The organism is Akkermansiaceae bacterium (genome assembly GCA_024233115.1).
Classification (GTDB): Bacteria; Verrucomicrobiota; Verrucomicrobiia; order Verrucomicrobiales; family Akkermansiaceae; genus Oceaniferula.
Window position 1 is genome coordinate 171553 of sequence record JACKQB010000006.1, and the last position, 18136, is coordinate 189688.

The 18136-nt window shown below is 57.5% G+C and carries 14 protein-coding genes and 1 pseudogene; 6 read left to right on the forward strand and 9 right to left on the reverse strand.

What is annotated here, in order from left to right:
• Window positions 1-23 precede the first annotated feature (23 nt).
• The 5 genes from H7A51_16820 to H7A51_16840 form a co-directional block, all read right to left on the reverse strand.
• Window positions 24-1007 (reverse strand): alpha-L-glutamate ligase-like protein, encoded by a 984-nt coding sequence (locus H7A51_16820; GenBank protein MCP5537882.1) that lies wholly within the window; start codon window positions 1005-1007, stop codon window positions 24-26.
• Window positions 1004-2536: a UUP1 family membrane protein gene (locus tag H7A51_16825; GenBank protein ID MCP5537883.1), complete on the reverse strand. Its 1533-nt coding sequence runs from the start codon at window positions 2534-2536 to the stop codon at window positions 1004-1006. Before H7A51_16825 ends, H7A51_16820 begins: the two co-directional genes overlap by 4 nt.
• Window positions 2537-2561: 25 nt before the next feature.
• The gene (locus tag H7A51_16830; protein MCP5537884.1) at window positions 2562-3215 is read right to left on the reverse strand and encodes an ATP-dependent zinc protease; all 654 of its coding nucleotides are present in this window, start codon (window positions 3213-3215) and stop codon (window positions 2562-2564) included.
• 128 nt (window positions 3216-3343) lie between these two features.
• Window positions 3344-3583 carry a hypothetical protein gene (locus H7A51_16835; GenBank protein MCP5537885.1) on the reverse strand — a complete coding sequence of 80 codons (240 nt, stop codon included), beginning with the start codon at window positions 3581-3583 and terminating at the stop codon, window positions 3344-3346.
• A 68-nt stretch (window positions 3584-3651) separates the two neighbouring features.
• Window positions 3652-3963: an arsenate reductase gene (locus H7A51_16840; GenBank protein ID MCP5537886.1), complete on the reverse strand. Its 312-nt coding sequence runs from the start codon at window positions 3961-3963 to the stop codon at window positions 3652-3654.
• A gap of 164 nt (window positions 3964-4127) precedes the next feature.
• Between H7A51_16840 and H7A51_16845 the strand changes: the two genes are divergently transcribed.
• Window positions 4128-5096 (forward strand): DMT family transporter, encoded by a 969-nt coding sequence (locus H7A51_16845; protein MCP5537887.1) that lies wholly within the window; start codon window positions 4128-4130, stop codon window positions 5094-5096.
• Window positions 5097-5147: 51 nt separating this feature from the next.
• Here the strand turns inward: H7A51_16845 and H7A51_16850 are convergent, their stop codons facing one another.
• On the reverse strand, window positions 5148-6821 hold the full coding sequence (locus tag H7A51_16850; GenBank protein MCP5537888.1) for a formate--tetrahydrofolate ligase: 1674 nt from the start codon (window positions 6819-6821) through the stop codon (window positions 5148-5150).
• Window positions 6822-6905: 84 nt separating this feature from the next.
• On the opposite strand from H7A51_16850, the gene H7A51_16855 reads away from it, so the two are divergent.
• The 3 genes and pseudogenes from H7A51_16855 to H7A51_16865 all read left to right on the forward strand — a co-directional run bounded on the left by H7A51_16855 (window position 6906) and on the right by H7A51_16865 (window position 10846).
• Entirely contained in the window at window positions 6906-9731 is a 2826-nt protein-coding gene (locus tag H7A51_16855) for a DEAD/DEAH box helicase (protein ID MCP5537889.1), read from the forward strand.
• A gap of 651 nt (window positions 9732-10382) precedes the next feature.
• A pseudogene (locus H7A51_16860) lies at window positions 10383-10469 on the forward strand (SEC-C domain-containing protein).
• A 230-nt stretch (window positions 10470-10699) separates the two neighbouring features.
• Window positions 10700-10846: a hypothetical protein gene (locus H7A51_16865; protein MCP5537890.1), complete on the forward strand. Its 147-nt coding sequence runs from the start codon at window positions 10700-10702 to the stop codon at window positions 10844-10846.
• 156 nt (window positions 10847-11002) lie between these two features.
• Here the strand turns inward: H7A51_16865 and H7A51_16870 are convergent, their stop codons facing one another.
• Window positions 11003-11386: a hypothetical protein gene (locus H7A51_16870; GenBank protein MCP5537891.1), complete on the reverse strand. Its 384-nt coding sequence runs from the start codon at window positions 11384-11386 to the stop codon at window positions 11003-11005.
• A gap of 469 nt (window positions 11387-11855) precedes the next feature.
• Window positions 11856-14354, reverse strand: a complete 2499-nt coding sequence (locus tag H7A51_16875; protein ID MCP5537892.1) for a DEAD/DEAH box helicase family protein — start codon at window positions 14352-14354, stop codon at window positions 11856-11858.
• A gap of 396 nt (window positions 14355-14750) precedes the next feature.
• Here H7A51_16875 and H7A51_16880 point away from each other — a divergent pair, with 396 nt between their 5' ends.
• Both H7A51_16880 and H7A51_16885 read left to right on the forward strand, forming a co-directional pair.
• Window positions 14751-17021: an FdhF/YdeP family oxidoreductase gene (locus tag H7A51_16880; GenBank protein ID MCP5537893.1), complete on the forward strand. Its 2271-nt coding sequence runs from the start codon at window positions 14751-14753 to the stop codon at window positions 17019-17021.
• Between the two features lie 89 nt (window positions 17022-17110).
• Window positions 17111-17383 (forward strand): hypothetical protein, encoded by a 273-nt coding sequence (locus H7A51_16885; GenBank protein ID MCP5537894.1) that lies wholly within the window; start codon window positions 17111-17113, stop codon window positions 17381-17383.
• Between the two features lie 37 nt (window positions 17384-17420).
• Here the strand turns inward: H7A51_16885 and H7A51_16890 are convergent, their stop codons facing one another.
• Entirely contained in the window at window positions 17421-18068 is a 648-nt protein-coding gene (locus tag H7A51_16890; GenBank protein ID MCP5537895.1) for an outer membrane lipoprotein carrier protein LolA, read from the reverse strand.
• Window positions 18069-18136: the final 68 nt, after the last annotated feature.

Sequence of the window (18136 nt, forward strand, 5' to 3'; positions counted from 1 at the left end):
TAACAAAGACTGCAAACCCTTCGCTACGGCAAGGCAATTTTTTTCCCAAACGCCTGCGTCGAGAACTCAAGGCGGGTTTTCCAGTCCTCACCAGGGTGCGTCATCGCGTGCGCCTTGACTTTTTCAAAGCGGTGGCGAAGGCCGGTGGCATTGGCCAGCTGGATGGCCAGTCCGGGCCTTGCATTGAGCTCGATGACTACCGGCCCGCGGGTTGCATCCACAATGAGATCGGCCCCCAGATACCCCAGGCCCGTCATTTCATACCCCTTGGTCGCCATTTCCAGCACTTGACTCCATCCCGGAATCGTTAGACCGATCAAATCAGTGTCCAGGTCAGGATGCACCGTGATCGGACTACTGTGGTGGATGGCGTGGATCGTGCGACCGCTGGCAAGGTCGATACCTATACCGATCGCCCCCTGGTGGAGGTTGGCGCGGCCATCGGATTGCCGGGTAGCGACGCGTAACATCGCCATGACCGGATAGCCATGCAGCATGATGACCCGGACATCGGGCGCACCGTGATAGCTGATTTTCGACAGCTCAGCGTGTGAGCTGATACAGGCTTCCACCATGGCGACATCGCGGCTGCCACCGAGACTGAACAGGCCTCCGAGGATTTCCGTGGCGTGGCGCTCGACGTCTTTCGCACTGATGACCACTCCGCTGGCTTTGACAAATTTCTTACCTCGCCGGCCCACGATGACCAGCACACCACGGCCACCACTGCCGCGCGACGGCTTCATCACAAAGCTCTCAAAGCCCGCCAGGGTTTCTTCAATATCGGTCACTCCCCGCTGGGTTTTGAACACATGATAGAGTTCCGGAACGGCAAGCCCCATTTCCTGGGCCAGCGTTTTGGTGACCAGTTTATCATCCACCCTCCGGTAGAATTTACGATTATTGTTAGGCAACAGATACGTCCCGTTGCGTTGATTCAAACCGATCAAACCCAAACGCTTCAGCTCGCTTGGAAGGATCAGCCACCTGTGCCACCACCTTTTCATGCTTCCATCTCAGCGGCGTTACGGAACCTGAATAATTCTGTCAGCCTGTATCCGGTGTAGCGACCCAGCATCAGGATGACCGCGAGCAGCATCAACAGCACCTCGGGAAAATACTCCACCCAGTAGCGCGCGACTTCGATTTTCATCATACCATAGGCCGCAAATGCCGCCACCAGACTGCCGCCAACCTGATAGATGGCGCTGATGGCACCCTCCTCATCCCAGATCAGCGACATACGCTCAATGGTCCAGGCAAGAACGATCATCGGGAACACCGTCACCCTCAAACCATCCACGGCACCCAGTTTGTAACTCAACAAACTCACCGCCATCATAAACAGGGTGACAATCACCACACAGGCGGCCACTCGTGGCACCACCAGTAAGTTGAACTTGGAAAGCAGGGCCCGGAACATCAGACCCCCGGACAACATCGACAGCAGCATGATCATCGCGGCACTCATCGGAAGCTCCAGGAACGCCAGACCTAACAACACAGGCATAAATGTGCCCAAGGTCACCAGTCCCACAAGATTCCGCAGCAAGACAACGGCCAGCACCCCCAGGGGAATCAGGGCGGCATACCTGAATGGTGCGCGTTCACTCACAGGCAGGGCGGAAATGGTAGCCACCCACCACGGGGAATTCGCCATGCGCTCAGCCGCGCCGGACGGTGCCCGCTCCTTGATCGCAGTGAAGGTCACCTCGGAGTTGACCCCACCGGAAACCTCCCACAAATTCTGCGCCCGTGTCCAAAGCACAATGTTATGCAGACTCCCGCCATCCGGAAGCACGACGCGCCAGACTTTCTCAGCCCGGTCATAGTACTCGATCAGCCGGATCGCCCGGTGCGAGCCGCGCTCTTCGATGAGCCTAACACCAAAACTGGCCCGGCATGCAATACCTCCCAGCCTCAGCAAATCCATGGCCAGGTTACGCTCCCACTCATCAGGGGATTTGTTTTCGTAGTACCTTTGCAGCAGGGTGAACGACTCATCGGTCGGCTTATCAGCAATCAACTGCTGCACTTGCGCCACATACGTGCCGTCATCCGCAGAGCGTTGCTCGACGGACTTCATCATCGCCTCCAGCGCCACCTGCCTGGCGCCCTTGGCGTTGACCGGCGCCACTTTCGGAATCCCCGCCGATCTCGGCTGTGGAAATTCATACAAACCGGTCCCCTCCTCCAGGCGGACACGATAGTAAATCAACTGCCTTCCCTTGGGTTCACGTGCCGACCACATCCCGATCGGGAGGTTGTTTTCCTTGTCCTTGGAAAACCCGTAACCCAGCGAAATCTGCTGACCCTCTGTGGCCGACTCCCAACCTGCCCCAGGCAGGGCCAGGACCACCTTCACCGGCTTGCCCTTGGCTTCGTACGAGATCCTCGCCTCCACCAACCACACCCCACGTTCCTGGTCTGGTAGCAGCGGCACTTTGAGCACCTGGTTTTTATAAATAATACCAGCTGCTCCCATCACGATAAGCGTTGAGACGAGACCTGTTAAGGTGAATAATTTTTTGAGCATAATGATTGTTAGGTGTGGGTCACGCTTACTCCTGCACAGATCCTTTTTTACGTTTCGGTGCGCCCGGTGGTTTTTTCAGGACATACTCCCGACCGGAATCCACGACCCCCAACTCCCGCAGCATATTGCGGCCAATCAGCACCCCATAGTTCATTTCGCTACGATCGTTCAAACTGAATTCCCCGGTTTTCTCGTGGTCGCCGATTTTAAAAGTGAGCGCCACGACATAACGTTCGTCGAGTCCACCCGAATCGTTCTTGACCTTGGCGATCCTCACCACGGGTGCCTTGTGCTTGAGACGGGCGCCGGCATCACTGGCGGGGTCGGATATGGTAAACTTCACCCATTTTTTGCCGTCAACCTCCACGGCCTGGATGTTCGAGGCATGGATCGAACACGTCTTCGCGCCCGTGTCCAGCTTCGCGCGTAATACAAATTCCGGTTTGACCATCCACACCCACTCCCGCCACCCCATGACCTGGGGAGCCTCGGGAGCCTCGGGGGCCTTGACTGGCTTCACCTCCGCCGGCTTGTCTCCTGGCGTTGCCGCATCCTCTTTCTTCTCAGGCGCTTCTTTCTTTTCAGGGGTTTCTTTTACGGGCGCTTCTTGCTTTTCGGGAGTTTCCTTAACGGGTGCTTCTTTAGCCGGAGCCTCTACCGCCTGCCCAAAACATGACATGAGCGAAATGATAAGCAAAACGATCACTAATGAGTTCACTTTACGGGGGGTCATATCGCGCATTATAATGATTTTTTCAAGGGTGTGTAGAGCAATAAATGTGTCCTGGGCTAAAAAAGAGAGCCGGGTCACGACTGCACCAGGTCTTCAATCCTGCGCCAAACCTCGGGAGCGAGACCTTCATCCGTGCGTATAAACAGCTCCTGCAGGCCCTTCGATGTCTGCGTCACGGCCTTGAGACCACCGGGGACCTCGCGCTGTACGCGCACTGATCCCGTTTTGCCGTTTTGACCCAGCGATTTACCGCCATACGACCGGCCAATGATCACACCCGCAACACCCTGTATGGATTCGATCTTCCGGATCATTTGCAGGCATTCTTTCGACGAACTCTGATGTCGACCACGTGAGGGCATAAGCTGTTAGTTTATCACTGTTAGTTTTTTCCCTTTAAAAAGTCGATGATCCGCTGCTTGGGCCGACCAATGATCGCTTTCTTGCCGCGCAATAACACCGGCCGCTGGAGTAGTTGCTTGTGCTTGAGCAAAATGTCAACCACGGCCTGCGGATTGCCTACGTAGTCGTCCGGGTTGAGTTCCAGTTTCTTGAATTTCGAGTCTTTCCTGACCAGGTCCTCGACCGGGTCTTCCAGGGCGGCGACGATTTTTTCCAGTTCTTCACGCCCAGGAGGCGTCTTGATGTAGAGGATCACTTCGTAATCGGCTCCCGTTTCCTCGGCGACCGCCAAGGCGTTTTTTGAGGAGCCTCAGTGTGGGTTGTGGTAGATGATGGTTCTGGACATGCCCTGTTTCTAAACTCGATGCCCCAAGTTTCAAACTCCAAAAACCAGGTCTTTGAGCCCGTTCAAAAATAACGCTTTTTCTGAGCGCATGACCGACTAGCTTCGCGACTGTGAACACCAAAGCCGTTATCGGACTCATTCTCTGCTGTGCCTTCTGGGGGATTTCCTTTCCTGTCATCAAAGCGATCATGATCGAGCTGCGCGACCACAGCCCGGCTGGCTCCACCCTCTTCTTCTCAAGCTGGATCCAGATGGCGCGCTTTCTACTCGCCGGCACCCTCATGTTTTTCCTGACCCTGCGGCTCGGTCATCCTACACGCCTCGAAATCCAACAAGGCCTGACACTCGCATTCTGGGGTGGCACGGGCATGTGGCTGCAAGCCGACGGGCTGGCCTACACGGAAGCCTCCACCTCTGCCTTCCTCACCCAGAGCTACTGTGTTTTCCTCCCTCTTTGGGTCGCCTTCAGAGACCGCAGATTCCCAGGAAAAACAACCATCGTCGCCGTGCTTCTCGTCCTGGGTGGCGGTGCCGTTCTTGCCGGAGTCAGCAAAGACAATCTCAAGATCGGTCGCGGCGAACTGGAAACCATGGCCAGCGCGGTGTTCTTCACCTTCCAGATCCTCGCCTTGGAAAAATCCCGCTTTGCCGCCAACAGGGGCCGAAGCGTCACCCTGGTGATGTGCCTCGGTATCACCGTCATTTTCCTCCCTATCACATTCATCACCGCCCCAAGTCCAGCGGTCGTGCTGAGTATGGGCTCATCCGCGAGCATCATCCTGCTGACGACCCTTCTCGCCCTCGTTTGCACGGTGGCATCGTTCTGCCTGATGAACACCTACCAGCGCCACGTCACCGCCACCGAGGCCGGCCTCATCTACACCACCGAACCCGTCTTCACCGCCTGCTACGCCCTCTTCCTGCCCGGCCTCATCGCCAGCCTGATGGGCCACCCCTACGCCAACGAGTCCCTCACCAACCAACTCATCCTCGGCGGCTCCCTCATCATCGCCGCCAACCTGATTGTCATCCACTCGATGAAAAAACGCGAACCCGCCCACACCATCCCGATCACTTAGGGAGGGTGGGCAACCCAGGTGAAATGCGGACTGGAAGTCCACGCTCCCCTATTAAAACAGGCCCACCACCTGGCCGTCCTCGCCGAGGTCGATTTTGTTGGCGGAGGGGACTTTGGGCAGACCGGGCATGGTCATGATGTCGCCGCAGATCATGATGACGAACTCGGCACCGGCGGCGAGGCGGACTTCGCGGACCTTGACGACGTGGTTCTCCGGCGCGCCTAACAACCTGGGGTCGGTGGAGAAGGAATACTGGGTCTTGGCGACGCAGACCGGGTAGTGGCCGAAGCCGGCGTCCTGCAGGCGCTTCACCTCGGCGCGTACCTTGGTGTCCGCCACCACTTCGCTGGCGGAGTAGATTTTTTTAGCCACCGCCTCCATTTTTTTCCACAGCGGCAAGTCGTCCGCGTAGGTGAACTGGAAGTTCGCCGGGCATTTCCCGGTGACAGCCACCACGGCGCGGGCGAGGTCCTCGGCCCCCTCGCCGCCCTTCGCCCAGTGCTCGGCGAGCACTACGTCCACCTGGAGGTGGGAGAGTCTCTTGCGCAGCAGCGCGACCTCGGCATCGGTGTCGGCGCTGAAGCGGTTGATGGCGACGATGCAGGGCAGCCCCCAGTGCTCGCGCACATTGCGCACGTGGCGCTCGAGGTTTTTGACCCCCTTCTCCAGCGCCGCGAGGTTTTCCTCCGCCAGCTCCTTGACGGCGGCGCCGCCGTGGAACTTGAGCGCCCGGATGGTGGCGACCACCACCGAGGCATCCGGCCTCAACCCGGACTTGCGGCACTTGATGTCGATGAATTTCTCCGCCCCCAGGTCGGCCCCGAATCCGGCCTCGGTGACCACGTAGTCGGCGAGCTTGAGCGCGGACTGGGTGGCGATCACGGAGTTGCAGCCGTGGGCGATGTTGGCAAAGGGGCCGCCGTGAATGAACGCCATGTTCCCCTCGAGCGTCTGCACCAGGTTGGGTTTGAAGGCATCCTTGAGCAGCACGGTCATCGCGCCGTGGGCGTTGAGGTCGCGGGCGCGGACAGGCTCGCGTGTGCGGGTGTAGCCGACGATGATGTTGCCCAGCCGGTCCTTGAGCTCGGACAGGGAGGTGGCGAGGCAGAAAATCGCCATGACCTCGGAGGCGACGACGATATCGAATCCATCGGCGCGGGGATATCCGTTGCCGAGTCCGCCGAGGGCGATGGTGATCTCGCGCAGCGAGCGGTCGTTCATATCGACGACCCGGCGCCAGACGATGCGGCGGACGTCGATACCCAGCGCATTTCCATGGTGGATGTGGTTGTCCACAAGGGCGGCGAGCAAATTGTTAGCCAGGCCGATGGCGTGGAAGTCACCGGTGAAGTGCAGGTTGATATCCTCCATCGGCACCACCTGGGCGTAACCACCGCCGGCGGCGCCCCCCTTCATGCCGAAGCAGGGGCCCAGCGACGGCTCGCGCAGGCAGGCGACCGCCTTTTTCCCGATCCGGTTCAAGCCGTCGGTGAGCCCCACGCTGGTGGTGGTCTTTCCCTCCCCCGCGGGCGTCGGCGAGATGGCGGTAACCAGGATGAGCTTGCCGTCGGGCCGGTCCTTCAAACTCTCCAGGTAGTCGAGCGAAACCTTCGCCTTGTAGTGGCCGTAGGGCTCGAGATGCTCGTCGGCAATTCCGAGTTTCCCGGCGGCGAGCTCGGCGATGCGCGACATCTTCGCCTGCTGCGCGATTTCTATATCTGTCATGCCTCACATGGTAGGCAAGTCACCCACTTTGAAAAGTCCCATCTCAGGGCTTTTCTAAAAGAAATCATTTTGTAGCATCTGCCCATGCCCGCCGCCAAAAGGAAAAAAAACCTCACCCCACTCGAAAAACAAATCGCCGAACTCAAGGCAAGCCTCCCCGCCCAGCAAGACTGGCGCACCACCGATGAGCAGGAGACCACCCGCCGCCAAGTCCGCGCCCTCGAAAACCCGCCCGCCATCCGACAGATCACGGCGGGAGATAAAATCCACGCCACCTTCGAGATCACCTCCAACGACTCAGACCGCACCTATCACGTCGAAATCATCGACCTCTCCAAACACCTTTTCCACTCAACCACCCCGGACTTCGCCACCAACGGACTCGGCACCTGCAAACACACCGAAGCCGTCCTCTTCCACCTCCGGAAACGTTACCCCCGCCTTTACAAAGCAGCGGAAAAAAACGGCCCGCCACACGCCACCCTCGTCATCCACAACGACGACCTCCAGCTCCACGGCACCGGCACCTGCACCATCCCGCGCAAACTCCGCCTCTGTGTCCAGTCCAACGGACTCAGAAAAGAATCCTGCCCGCCGGAAAAACTCATCGCCACCGCACTCGAACACGCACCCGAAAGCGTCCGCGTCTCCGCCCGTGTCGCACCCTGGCTCCGGAAAAAACAACACGCCGCCGAGTGCCTCCAGCTCCAGCGCAGCTACCAGCAAAAAGTCCACAGCGGCGAGTTCCCCGCCCACGAAACCCTGCTGCCCCTCTACCCCTACCAGCACGAGGGCATGCTGCACCTCGCCTTCAAGGAACGCGCCATGGTCGCCGATGAAATGGGCCTCGGAAAAACCATCCAGGGCATCGCCGCGGCCGCCCTGCTCCACCGCCTTGGAAAAGCCGACCGCTGCCTCATCGTCGCCCCCGCCTCACTCAAGGCCGAGTGGGAGGAACAAATCGAAAAATTCACCACCCTCCCCTGTGAAATCGTTTACGGCAACCGCTCCCAACGCTGCCATACCTACCAAAACCCCGCCGCCTTCTTCATCATCACCAACTACGAGCAAATCCGCTCCGACTCCCTCGACATCAACGCCGCCCTCAAGCCCGACATCGTCATCCTCGACGAAGCCCAGCGCATCAAAAACTGGTCATCCCTCACCGCGCGCGCCATCAAGCGCCTCCACTCCCGCTACGCCTTCGTGCTCACCGGCACCCCCATCGAAAACCGCATCGACGAACTCTACTCCATCATCGAATTCCTCGATCCCTCCATCTTCGGCGCCCTGTTCCGCTTCAACCGCCAGTTTTACCTGTTAGATGATGAAAGGGGCAAACCCCAGGGCTACCGCAACCTCGACCAGCTCCGCCAGAAAGTCGCCCCCGTCATCCTCCGCCGCCGCAAAGCCCAGGTGGAAACCGAACTCCCCGACCGCACCGATGAAAATCGCTTCATCACTCTAACAGAAGGTCAAAAATCCGACTACGCCGCCCACGAGGACACCGTCCGCCGCCTCGCCAACCTCGGAAAAAAGCGCCCCCTCCGCCCCGAGGAACACCAGCGCCTCATGGGTGCCCTGGGCTGCATGCGCATGCTCTGCGACACCCAGTTCATCCTCGACAAGGAAACCCGCACCTCCCCCAAGCTCGACGAACTCAAGGAGATCATCGAAACCGCCCTCCAGGAGCCGGAAAACAAAATCATCATCTTCTCCGAGTGGATCGGCATGCTCACCCTCATCCGCGAGCACCTCATCGAAAATAAAATCGGCCACGCCTGGCACACCGGCAAGGTTCCCCAGAAAAAACGCCGCCTGGAAATCAAAGCCTTCAAAACCGACCCCGACTGCAAAATCATCCTCTGCACTGAATCCGGAGGCGCCGGCCTCAACCTCCAGAACGCCTCCATCGTCATCAACTGCGACCTCCCCTGGAACCCCGCCAAACTCGAGCAGCGCATCGCCCGCGCCTGGCGCAAAGGCCAGCAAAAACCCGTGCAAGTCATCAACCTCATCGCCGAGGGCACCATCGAGCACGGCATGTTAGACACCCTCGCCATGAAACAAGGTCTCGCCGACGGCGTGCTCGACGGCATCGGCAAAATCTCGGAAATCCAGCTCAAAAAAGGCGGCCAGTCCTTCCTCGCCCGCCTCCAGCAAACCCTCGAGGCCGGTAAACAACACGCCTCCACCGCCGCCAAAAAAACCAAAACTCCACCCGCCGACCCCGCCAAAGAACTCGCCACCCGACTCCAGAAAAAACTCGGCAAAAACCTCCTCCACGCCGAGCAACACTTCCTTACCCGGGAACTCCACAACGCCTCCTCCGACAGCACCGACACAGAAACCGATCCCGCCCTGCAAAAAATCTACCTCGTCACCAACACCGTCACCAAAGCCCTCAAAAACGAAATCCAACAACTCTGCGGCCAACTCTACCCCCGCCACAACACCACACCCGACTGGTTGGAAAACAACATCATCCTCGTCGATCAAACCACTCACGACAGCCTGCAACAACTCCAGCGCGCGGGACTGCTCCAGACCAACACCCGCGCCCGCCGCAACCTGTTGGAGCCCGACCCCGAAAAACCCGCACCCACTCACACCCCCGAGCAACTCGCCGAAATCAAACGCCACCAACACCAAAAACAAGAGCAACTCACCGCCGCCAACGCCCTCACCGCAGCCCAACTCCCCCACCTCGCCACCCCGCACCTCAAAAACGCCATCCTCCACCACAGCCAGCTCACCGCCCTGCAAACCCACCAAACGCCACCAGAGACCCTGGCCGACCTCCGGGAAGTGCCCCACAAATCCCTCCTTCCGGAAAACATCCTAACCATGCTCGAGAAAGAAATCCTCACCTCGGAGGAGAAAGAACACCTCACCAGAGCACTCAACTAAACCCCCGGCGACCCCATGAACAACAAGTGCCCGATCTGCACCCAAACCAAAGGCAAACGCGACTGCCTTCGACAAGGCACTTGAACTCAATCCCGACTACGAAGTCGCACGAGATAACAGAATACCCATCGCCAAAATGAAAGAAGGCGAGAAACTCGAAATCCCGATGGCTTCAGTCATCTATTACTCCGATAAATTAGAACAAAAAACAAACAGAACCACTAACGAACAATCACCATGTATTTCAAACCCGCCGGAGAAGTTCTCGGAGGAAACCACCCTGTAAGAACAGTTACTATTTCTGATGAACCCAGGCTCCCCGATGGAGAATACAAATTTATCGATTATTACTGCACGGACAAAGGCTGCGATTGCAGAAAAACCATCATTCAAGTTTTTCATGAAAACCGTCACGTATCGACGGTGAACTACGGATGGGAAGACCCCCAATATTATTTCAAATGGTTGAAAGCCAGCAAGGATGACGAAATGGCTCAGGACATGAGCGGCTTATCGATCGATTTCATGAGTCCCGATCTCGTTTCTGCAGAGGGCATGCTCGCTTTGGTAAAGCACATCATGGATAAAAAATGGCTCACCACAATCAAGGAGAACTACAGATTGGTAAGAGAAGCCCAAATCGAAAACGTCATCCGCTTCGAGCCAAAGATATCCCGCAACGCCCCCTGCCCCTGCGGTAGCGGCAAGAAATACAAAAAATGCTGCCTGGCGCACTAGACCTGTTGCCAAAAATAATTGCCGAAAACGGCCGAGCCAGAAATGCCCGAGACCAAGGCGTGAGGAGGGAGTGGTGCGGGCACCTCGACCGACGAGCAACGCAGGTATCGGGTATTTCTGGCCGGAACAACTGGCTCACTGATTTCATTCATTCTGTCACTCACACTTTTTAGTCGCCCCCGTTTCGGAAATGAGTTTTGGCAATGGGTCTAACACACCCAGCCATCCCCATGACCATCGATCTACTTCTGAGCAACCAGCTCATTGACTACTACCGCCTTGATAAAGACAGCATCCCACACATCAAGGACGTGCAAAGCCCGGATCACTGGTGCGGGCTTTGGCGGGCAACCATCCTGTCCCCAGCCGACGACTAGAAATTCAGAGCTTGCTCAACCGCAGACCCTGCAAGAGCCTCGACTCCCAACAACCACTCTCTGTGCTCAATTGAAAAGGGGTCTGAAAAGGGGTTCGGAAAAGTGAAAAGGGGTCGCGGAAAAGGGGTCGGTCAAGGAAATGATGCATACAAATAATCAGCTAAGACCATACCAAGTTGAACGTCCACCACCATGCCGGACGAGCATTCCTTTTTTCACCAAAGAACCGAAGGTTACCTTGAGTGTGTTGGCACTGGCCCCTGTTTCCCTCACCATATCGCGATTCGTGACACGCCCTTGTTGTTTCGCGCAATCCAGAATCGAGACAGCAAGCTCAGACAAGTCTGCTATCGCTCGATGCTCACGCTCAACCTTGACAGCCAGTCGGCGTTTTTGCTGCTGCATCGCTTTCATGAAAAACAACAACCACGGTTGCCAATCGGGAGCTTCCTTACGAATCGTTCCCTGAGTCTGCCGTAGTGCAAGATAGTAACTTTCCTTGCTGTTCTCTACGATACTTTCGAGAGAGGAATAGGGCACATAGGCATAGCCTGCCAGACCTCAGACAGCAGCGAGAGCAATTCAGGCGTGATTACGATCGTATTGGTTTGAATCACACCTGATTATACACCCGATTACACCGGATTGCCCACCGGAATAACAACCTAGCAGTCCCCTGATCATTCCTTGGCGATCATAGAAAGGGATTGAGGGAGTGAAAGTGCCTGCGGGCTGTGGCAAACAGGTCAGAGCGCTGCGGAAAACCGCATTATTTTCAGGTATGAAAAGATCTGACGCTTCGGAACGGGGACCTGGAACCGATACTTGATCTCGGCCATCCAGCCCGCAGACGTTGTCAGGGTGAGCTCACGCTCAAAACATGTCTATAAACTTTCTACTAAAAAAAATTGGAGTGTGCCCGAGTTCCCCGCTTAATTAAGTGCCATTGCACTCGAACGCCGGCGAATCATGCGGTGAATACACCCAATTTTCACCGCAAGCTGTTTGCTCACCTCCCCACCAGCACCCGCTGGATGGTGTCCATAACGTGGTCGAGGTTTTCTCCTAAGTCTGTAGTCAGGAAACGGAGGACGAGGTAGCCGTTTTGCTGGAGCAGGGCATCCTTTCTCCGGTCGCGGCGGTAGGTTTCCTTGTCGCTGAGGTGTTGGTCGCCGTCGAGTTCGATGACGAGGTTTTTCTCCCGGCAGAGGAAGTCGACCTCCATCTCGCTGCGCTCGTTGAATGGGATGGGCAGCCGGGCGTTGAGTTTGAACTGGCCTTTTGTGTCGGGAAGGGTTTGCAGTCGGCGGTGGAGGAATTTCTCGCTGGCGCTTCTTGCCCGGGCGGTGCCTTTGGCTCCCTTTTCGGGCGGGCGGGTGACGTGGACAAAAAGACGGGCGAGCGGGGCATCCACTCCGTCGCGGATGAGGCGGCGGACGCTGGCGGCGTAGTCGTTTTTCCACTGCGGGTCGATGGGTAGCGGCACTTCCGGTGGCCAGCCGGGCAGGGCGTGGGCGGGCAGCAGGATGGTGTAGCCGACTTCCTCGTAACCGGCGCAGCGGCGGTCGAACATGCGCGAGAGCATCGGCACATCGAGGTCGGCATAGTCGAAGACGCGCACGACCTTTTTCCCGCCGTGCAGTCGATGCAGGCGACCCGCGTATTGGGCGATGGTTCCCTTCCAGGAAACCGGCATGGTGAGGAAAAGGGTGTCGAGCCGGGAGTCATCAAAACCCTCGCCGACAAAGCGCCCGGTGGCTAAAATGACACGCGGCTCGGACTCCGGGATGCTGCCCAGGGAGGTGATGGCGGCTTTCAACTCCTTGGCAGGCATGCCTCCTTTCAAAACAACGATGTGCGGCAGCTCGTCTTCTAACAATCGATTAAGAAAGTCAATATGTTCCGTGCGTTCGGTGAGCACGAGGGGAGTTCTTCCGGCGCGGACGGCATCGAGGATTTCATCGGCGATGAGGCGATTTCTGCGATGATCTTGATAGAGGGCATCACAGATTTGTTGGAAAGCGAGGCGTGGGTCATCATCGGTTTCCAGTGGCAAACGGAAACCGGTGGGGCGTACGATCACTTCGTGGCGAAAAGGGCGTTTGTTCGCCTGAGTCCTGGCGTCCACCCGGTAGCGCACCGGTCCGCACTGCATGAAAAGGATCGGATGATGACCGTCCTTGCGGGTGACGGTGGCGGAAAGCCCCAACACATAGCGCGCCTTGGCGCGTCGGGCGACAAGCTCGAAGCTATGCGCGGAGAGGTGGTGGCATTCATCAACGACGAGATGTCCGTAGTCGGCAACGAGGTCCTTCACCTCACCCTTGCGCACCAGGCTCTGAATGATCGCGATGTCGAGATTTCCGGTGAGCTTTCTGCGTCCACCGCCGAGACGGCCGATTTGTTTTTCCTCCACATCCAGAAACTGAACGAGCCGCTCGACCCATTGGTCCATCAGTTGCTTGCGATGTACGAGGATGAGAGTATTGACACCTCGCCGCGCAATCATGGCCGCGGCGAGTACGGTTTTGCCAAAGGCGGTGGTGGCGGCGAGGATTCCGGTGTCGTGTTGCTCCAGCGCTGTGGCTGCGGTTAGTTGGTCGGGGCGGAGATCACCCTGGAAGGTGACTTGCAATACCTCTCCCTGGTTGCGTTGATCGTCGATTTTGGTCGGTATTTTCAGCCCATCCAACATTTCCATCATCTCTTCGAGGCACCCACGCGGCAGTGCCACGTGCTCAGGATAATCCTCGGCGCATGCGATGACACGCGGCTTATCATAGGTGGGCAGCCTCATTGCCTGCGCTTTGTAAAACTCCGGGTTTTGAAACGCAGCCAGACGCACCAGGGCATTGTGCAGTGCGGGCGGGAGATTTTCCTTGGGAACGTAGATCTGATCGCCCAAAACCATCTCCAGCGACCTGGGTTTTTCTGCTTTGCCCAACCTAAGATCTGCCTGGCTTCTCCGTGATGGTTGTGCTTTCCACGGCGTATCGTCTGCTTCGTCTGGAACCATGCGCACTCCCAACACCTGGTCACTTTTCCTGGCTTTCTCCACCCATTTTTCAACCTGCCTGAGGGTGATTCTTCGCACGGACGCCAGGTATGCCCACTGGTCTGGATAGGGTGTTAGGCTGACATCAACAAACTCGCTGTTGCCGTGCTTACGTGGCTCTTTTTGCAATGGAAGTGCGATGAGATTCCCGAAGCCACCACGCGGCAGGGTGTCCTGGTTCGGGAAAAAGCGATCATACGATTGTAGCTTGGTCTGCGGACACCTTTGCGTGGCCAGAGTGAGCAGGTGGGAGCCCAGCGACCTTGCCATCGCCGCTGGAACCGGCTCCTCAAAAAACAACCAGACATGCCCGCCATCGCCCGAGCGCGACCGCTCCAACGAGGCGGGCACCTCCATTCCGCGGCAAACCTCCATGAACGCGCGCACCTCACCCTGCCAACCCTCGCCATCGAAATCCACCGCCAGAAACCAGCACCGTTCATCCAGCAGCATCGGATACACCCCCATCACAAAGTCCCTCCCCCCGGGCTCCTTGCCCATGAGGTGCCAGCGTACCACTTCATCACTAACCGACAACCAATTCTGACTGGCGCATTCAGAACACTTGATGAGCGGCTTTTCACACACTCCCCGCACCCATTCATTTCCGCACGCCGGCGAGTATCCGCCTTTTCCCATTTTCTTACTTACAAAGCGCTGCGCATAAACCTCCTCCCGCCCCCGGAACAGCGAGCGAAACAGGGTGATTTTTTCCTGCGAAGATGAATGCTTGTCGGTGGACATGAGGGTAAAACAGGCTGTGAGCCTACACAGTTCTTTGACAAAAGTCGATTCGGCTTTTTTGACTTCCGGTTTGGCATCGGGCTGTTTACCCGTATAGTGGGCGGTATGCCAAGGGAGAGCCAACCATTGCCCGACGAAAATCCGCCGAGGGTCAGCAAGCCTAAAAAATACGCAGGCGGGCCGGGTGCCGTGGCCTCCGCGATGAAGCACGTGATGAAAACGGCGGGGCCGGCGCGCGGCACCAAGGCGCTGTTAGAACTGAACCAGAAGGACGGATTCGACTGCCCGAGCTGCGCCTGGCCGGACCCGGACGACCATCGTGCCCATAGTGAGTTCTGCGAAAACGGAGCCAAGGCGATCGCGTCGGAAGCGACTACCCGCCGGATTGGCCGTCAGTTTTTCAGAAAACACAGTGTGGCAGACCTCCTGGAGCAAAGCGATTACTGGCATGACCAGCAGGGCCGCCTCACCGAGCCGATGGTTCTGCGTGAGGGTGCCAGCCACTATCAACCGATCTCCTGGGACGATGCCTTCGCCTTGCTTGCCGACACCCTCAACGGGCTCGACCATCCGGACGAGGCGGTTTTCTACACCTCCGGGCGGACCAGCAACGAAGCGGCCTTCCTCTATCAGCTCTTTACCCGGGTCTACGGAACGAACAACCTCCCCGACTGCTCCAACATGTGTCACGAGTCCAGTGGCACAGCCATGAAACAATCGGTCGGCGTCGGCAAGGGCACGGTGACACTGGATGACATCCATGGGGCGGATACCATCATCTGCATTGGCCAGAACCCCGGCACCAATCACCCGCGTATGCTGTCGGCTCTTGAAACGGCGGTCGAAAACGGAGCGCGCATCGTGGCCATCAACCCGCTCAAGGAAGCCGGGTTGATGGGATTTGCCCATCCGCAGAAGGTCTCCGGCATGTTGGGAAAATCCACCCCGCTGGCATCGCAGTATTTGCAGGTCAACCTCAATGGCGACCTCGCACTGATGCGCGCGCTTGGCAAGGAACTCTTCGGCCGTGATGCCCTTGACCATGCGTTCATCGCCGATCATACAGAGGGAATCGAGGCCTACCGCCAGCGCTGTGAAGCCGCATCGTGGGAGGAACTCACCAGCATGTCGGGAATCGGCAGGGAGGATGTGCAAAAGCTGGCCGACACCCTGCTCAAGGGTGAGCGCAAGCTGATCACCTGCTGGGCAATGGGTATCACGCAACACCGGAACGCGGTGGCAACGATCCGTGAAATCACCAACATCCACTTGATGTTAGGCGCGATTGGCCGACCTGGTGCCGGCCTCTGTCCCGTGCGAGGACACAGCAATGTGCAGGGCGACCGCACCATGGGGATTTACGAAAAAATGCCCGAGACCTTCCTTGCCGCGCTTGACCGCGAGTTCGGTCTGAACTGCCCCCGCAAAGACGGATACGACACCGTCGACGCCATTCTCGCGATGCACCGCAACGACGCCAAGGTCTTTTTTGCCCTCGGTGGAAACTTCCTCCAGGCGTCACCCGACACCGACTACACAGCGCAGGCGCTTTCTAACTGCACACTCACCTGCCAGGTTTCCACCAAACTCAACAAAAGCCATCTGGTGACTGGCAAAACCGGACTGATCCTCCCCTGCCTGGGGCGCAGCGAACGCGACACACAGAGGGAAGGCGACCAGTTTGTCAGCTGTGAAAACTCGATGGGGATCGTGCACATGTCGCGCGGCAAGCTCAAACCTGCTTCTGAAGACCTGCTGAGCGAGCCGGCGATCGTGGCGCGACTCGCCGAAGCCACCGTAGGGAACTCGGATACCATCAACTGGCGTTGGTTGGTTGAGGACTACGACCGTATCCGCGATCTGATCGAAAAAATCGTCCCCGGCTTCGCCCCCTACAATCAACAAGTCCGCCACCCAGGAGGGTTCTATTTACCTAACAATGCCAAGCAACGCATCTGGGACACCGCCACGGGCAAGGCCGGGTTCAGCGATTCGGTGCTGGAGCAGTTCCAGGTGCCGGAAGGGAGGCTCATCCTCCAGACATTGCGCAGCCACGACCAGTACAACACCACCATCTACGGCCTCAACGACCGCTACCGCGGTATCGGTATGGGACGCCGGATTATTTTCCTGAATCCAGGCGACATGACAGCGCGGAACATCCCGCCGGTTTCCCTGGTCGATATCACCAGCCACTGGGAGGATGGAAAAAGGAAGGTGGAAAAATTCCACGCCATCCCCTACGATATCCCCGCGGGCACGGCCGCCGCCTATTTCCCCGAGGCCAACCCGCTCGTGCCCGTCAACTCGACCGCCCTGGAAAGCAACACCCCAACCAGCAAATCGATCGAAATCAGTATTGAATCATCCCGGTAGGGCGACTTTTCAAGTTGCCGACAAACTTGGTGAGTGCATCCTGCCGAGGTTGTCGGCAAGTTACAAACTTACCCTACTTTTCTAAAACCATGTCCGACCAAAAATCCTATCAAGTCTACATCCTCAAAAACCGGATGAACCGTCGTTTCATCGGCATGTCGGAAGACGCCGTGGCGGAGCACAAAGCCCACAACAAAGGCCAGTTCAAAGGCACCAAGGCCTTCAAACCCTGGCAGATGGAATGGTATAGCAACCCGCTGTCACGCAATGACGCCCTGCGTCTGCAAGAAAGCCTTCGGCACCACAAAACCAACGCCGCCATGCTGGAGTCGATCACACACAAACACGAGATGGGACTCTGATTACTTTTTCCGTTAGGATGGACCAATTCCCGGTCGGCTACTTCCTTTTGACCTTGTAGCCGGTGGTATCGGCTTTGAACCGGTCGTCAGGGATGGCGACGTTCAGGCTGTATTTGGTAAACTGCGTGCTGATCACCGTTTTGTCCTCAAGGTGGATTTCAAATCCGGCCGTGCGGTTCGTTTTAAGATGCACGGAGAGAATGAGCCACGGCACACGTTTCCTGAACTGCCGGTTCACGGGCGAAAATGTGGCGTGGTAGATACCATCGACCACCTTCGTCTCCTTGATGGCAAATCGCTTTTCAAACTCGGCGATCGTTTCCCCCATATCACCGGTCATCATTTCAAACTGCCGGGCATAACGGCTGTCGGCACCCATCCTGATAGCCTCGTTTTTTTCCTTGTCGAGATAGAGGTATTCCTCGCCCTTCCTCAGCACCGTGACCACGGCGGGACTGCCCATCACCCAGAGAAACTTGTCGGGTCGTTTCGCCCACATCCGGCCTTTGTTGACCAGGGGCTTCCTCAAGGTCGCAAGCTTGCGTGTCTGGACGAATTCGGCGTAGACCGAGTTTTGTTCCTTCTGGGCTGCCAGCCATGTTTCCAAAGGACCCTTATCCACCCCGGCTGTGCCCGTCTGGATTAAAACAATCGCCATCAATACGCAGATCAAGCAGTAGTGCATGGCGCGACTATAACCGATCCCCACTCAGTTCATAATCAAAAAACAACCCGGAAAACACATTTTTGACC

Bases quoted from the DNA above. Each gene is read 5' to 3' on its own strand.
- H7A51_16820 (MCP5537882.1), bottom strand. From the start codon at position 1,007: ATGAAAAGGTGGTGGCACAGGTGGCTGATCCTTCCAAGCGAGCTGAAG.
- H7A51_16825 (MCP5537883.1), bottom strand. From the start codon at position 2,536: ATGCTCAAAAAATTATTCACCTTAACAGGTCTCGTCTCAACGCTTATC.
- H7A51_16830 (MCP5537884.1), bottom strand. From the start codon at position 3,215: ATGTCATGTTTTGGGCAGGCGGTAGAGGCTCCGGCTAAAGAAGCACCC.
- H7A51_16835 (MCP5537885.1), bottom strand. From the start codon at position 3,583: ATGATCCGGAAGATCGAATCCATACAGGGTGTTGCGGGTGTGATCATT.
- H7A51_16850 (MCP5537888.1), bottom strand. From the start codon at position 6,821: ATGACAGATATAGAAATCGCGCAGCAGGCGAAGATGTCGCGCATCGCC.
- H7A51_16855 (MCP5537889.1), top strand. From the start codon at position 6,906: ATGCCCGCCGCCAAAAGGAAAAAAAACCTCACCCCACTCGAAAAACAA.
- H7A51_16865 (MCP5537890.1), top strand. From the start codon at position 10,700: ATGACCATCGATCTACTTCTGAGCAACCAGCTCATTGACTACTACCGC.
- H7A51_16875 (MCP5537892.1), bottom strand. From the start codon at position 14,354: ATGCTGCTGGATGAACGGTGCTGGTTTCTGGCGGTGGATTTCGATGGC.
- H7A51_16880 (MCP5537893.1), top strand. From the start codon at position 14,751: ATGCCAAGGGAGAGCCAACCATTGCCCGACGAAAATCCGCCGAGGGTC.
- H7A51_16885 (MCP5537894.1), top strand. From the start codon at position 17,111: ATGTCCGACCAAAAATCCTATCAAGTCTACATCCTCAAAAACCGGATG.
- H7A51_16890 (MCP5537895.1), bottom strand. From the start codon at position 18,068: ATGCACTACTGCTTGATCTGCGTATTGATGGCGATTGTTTTAATCCAG.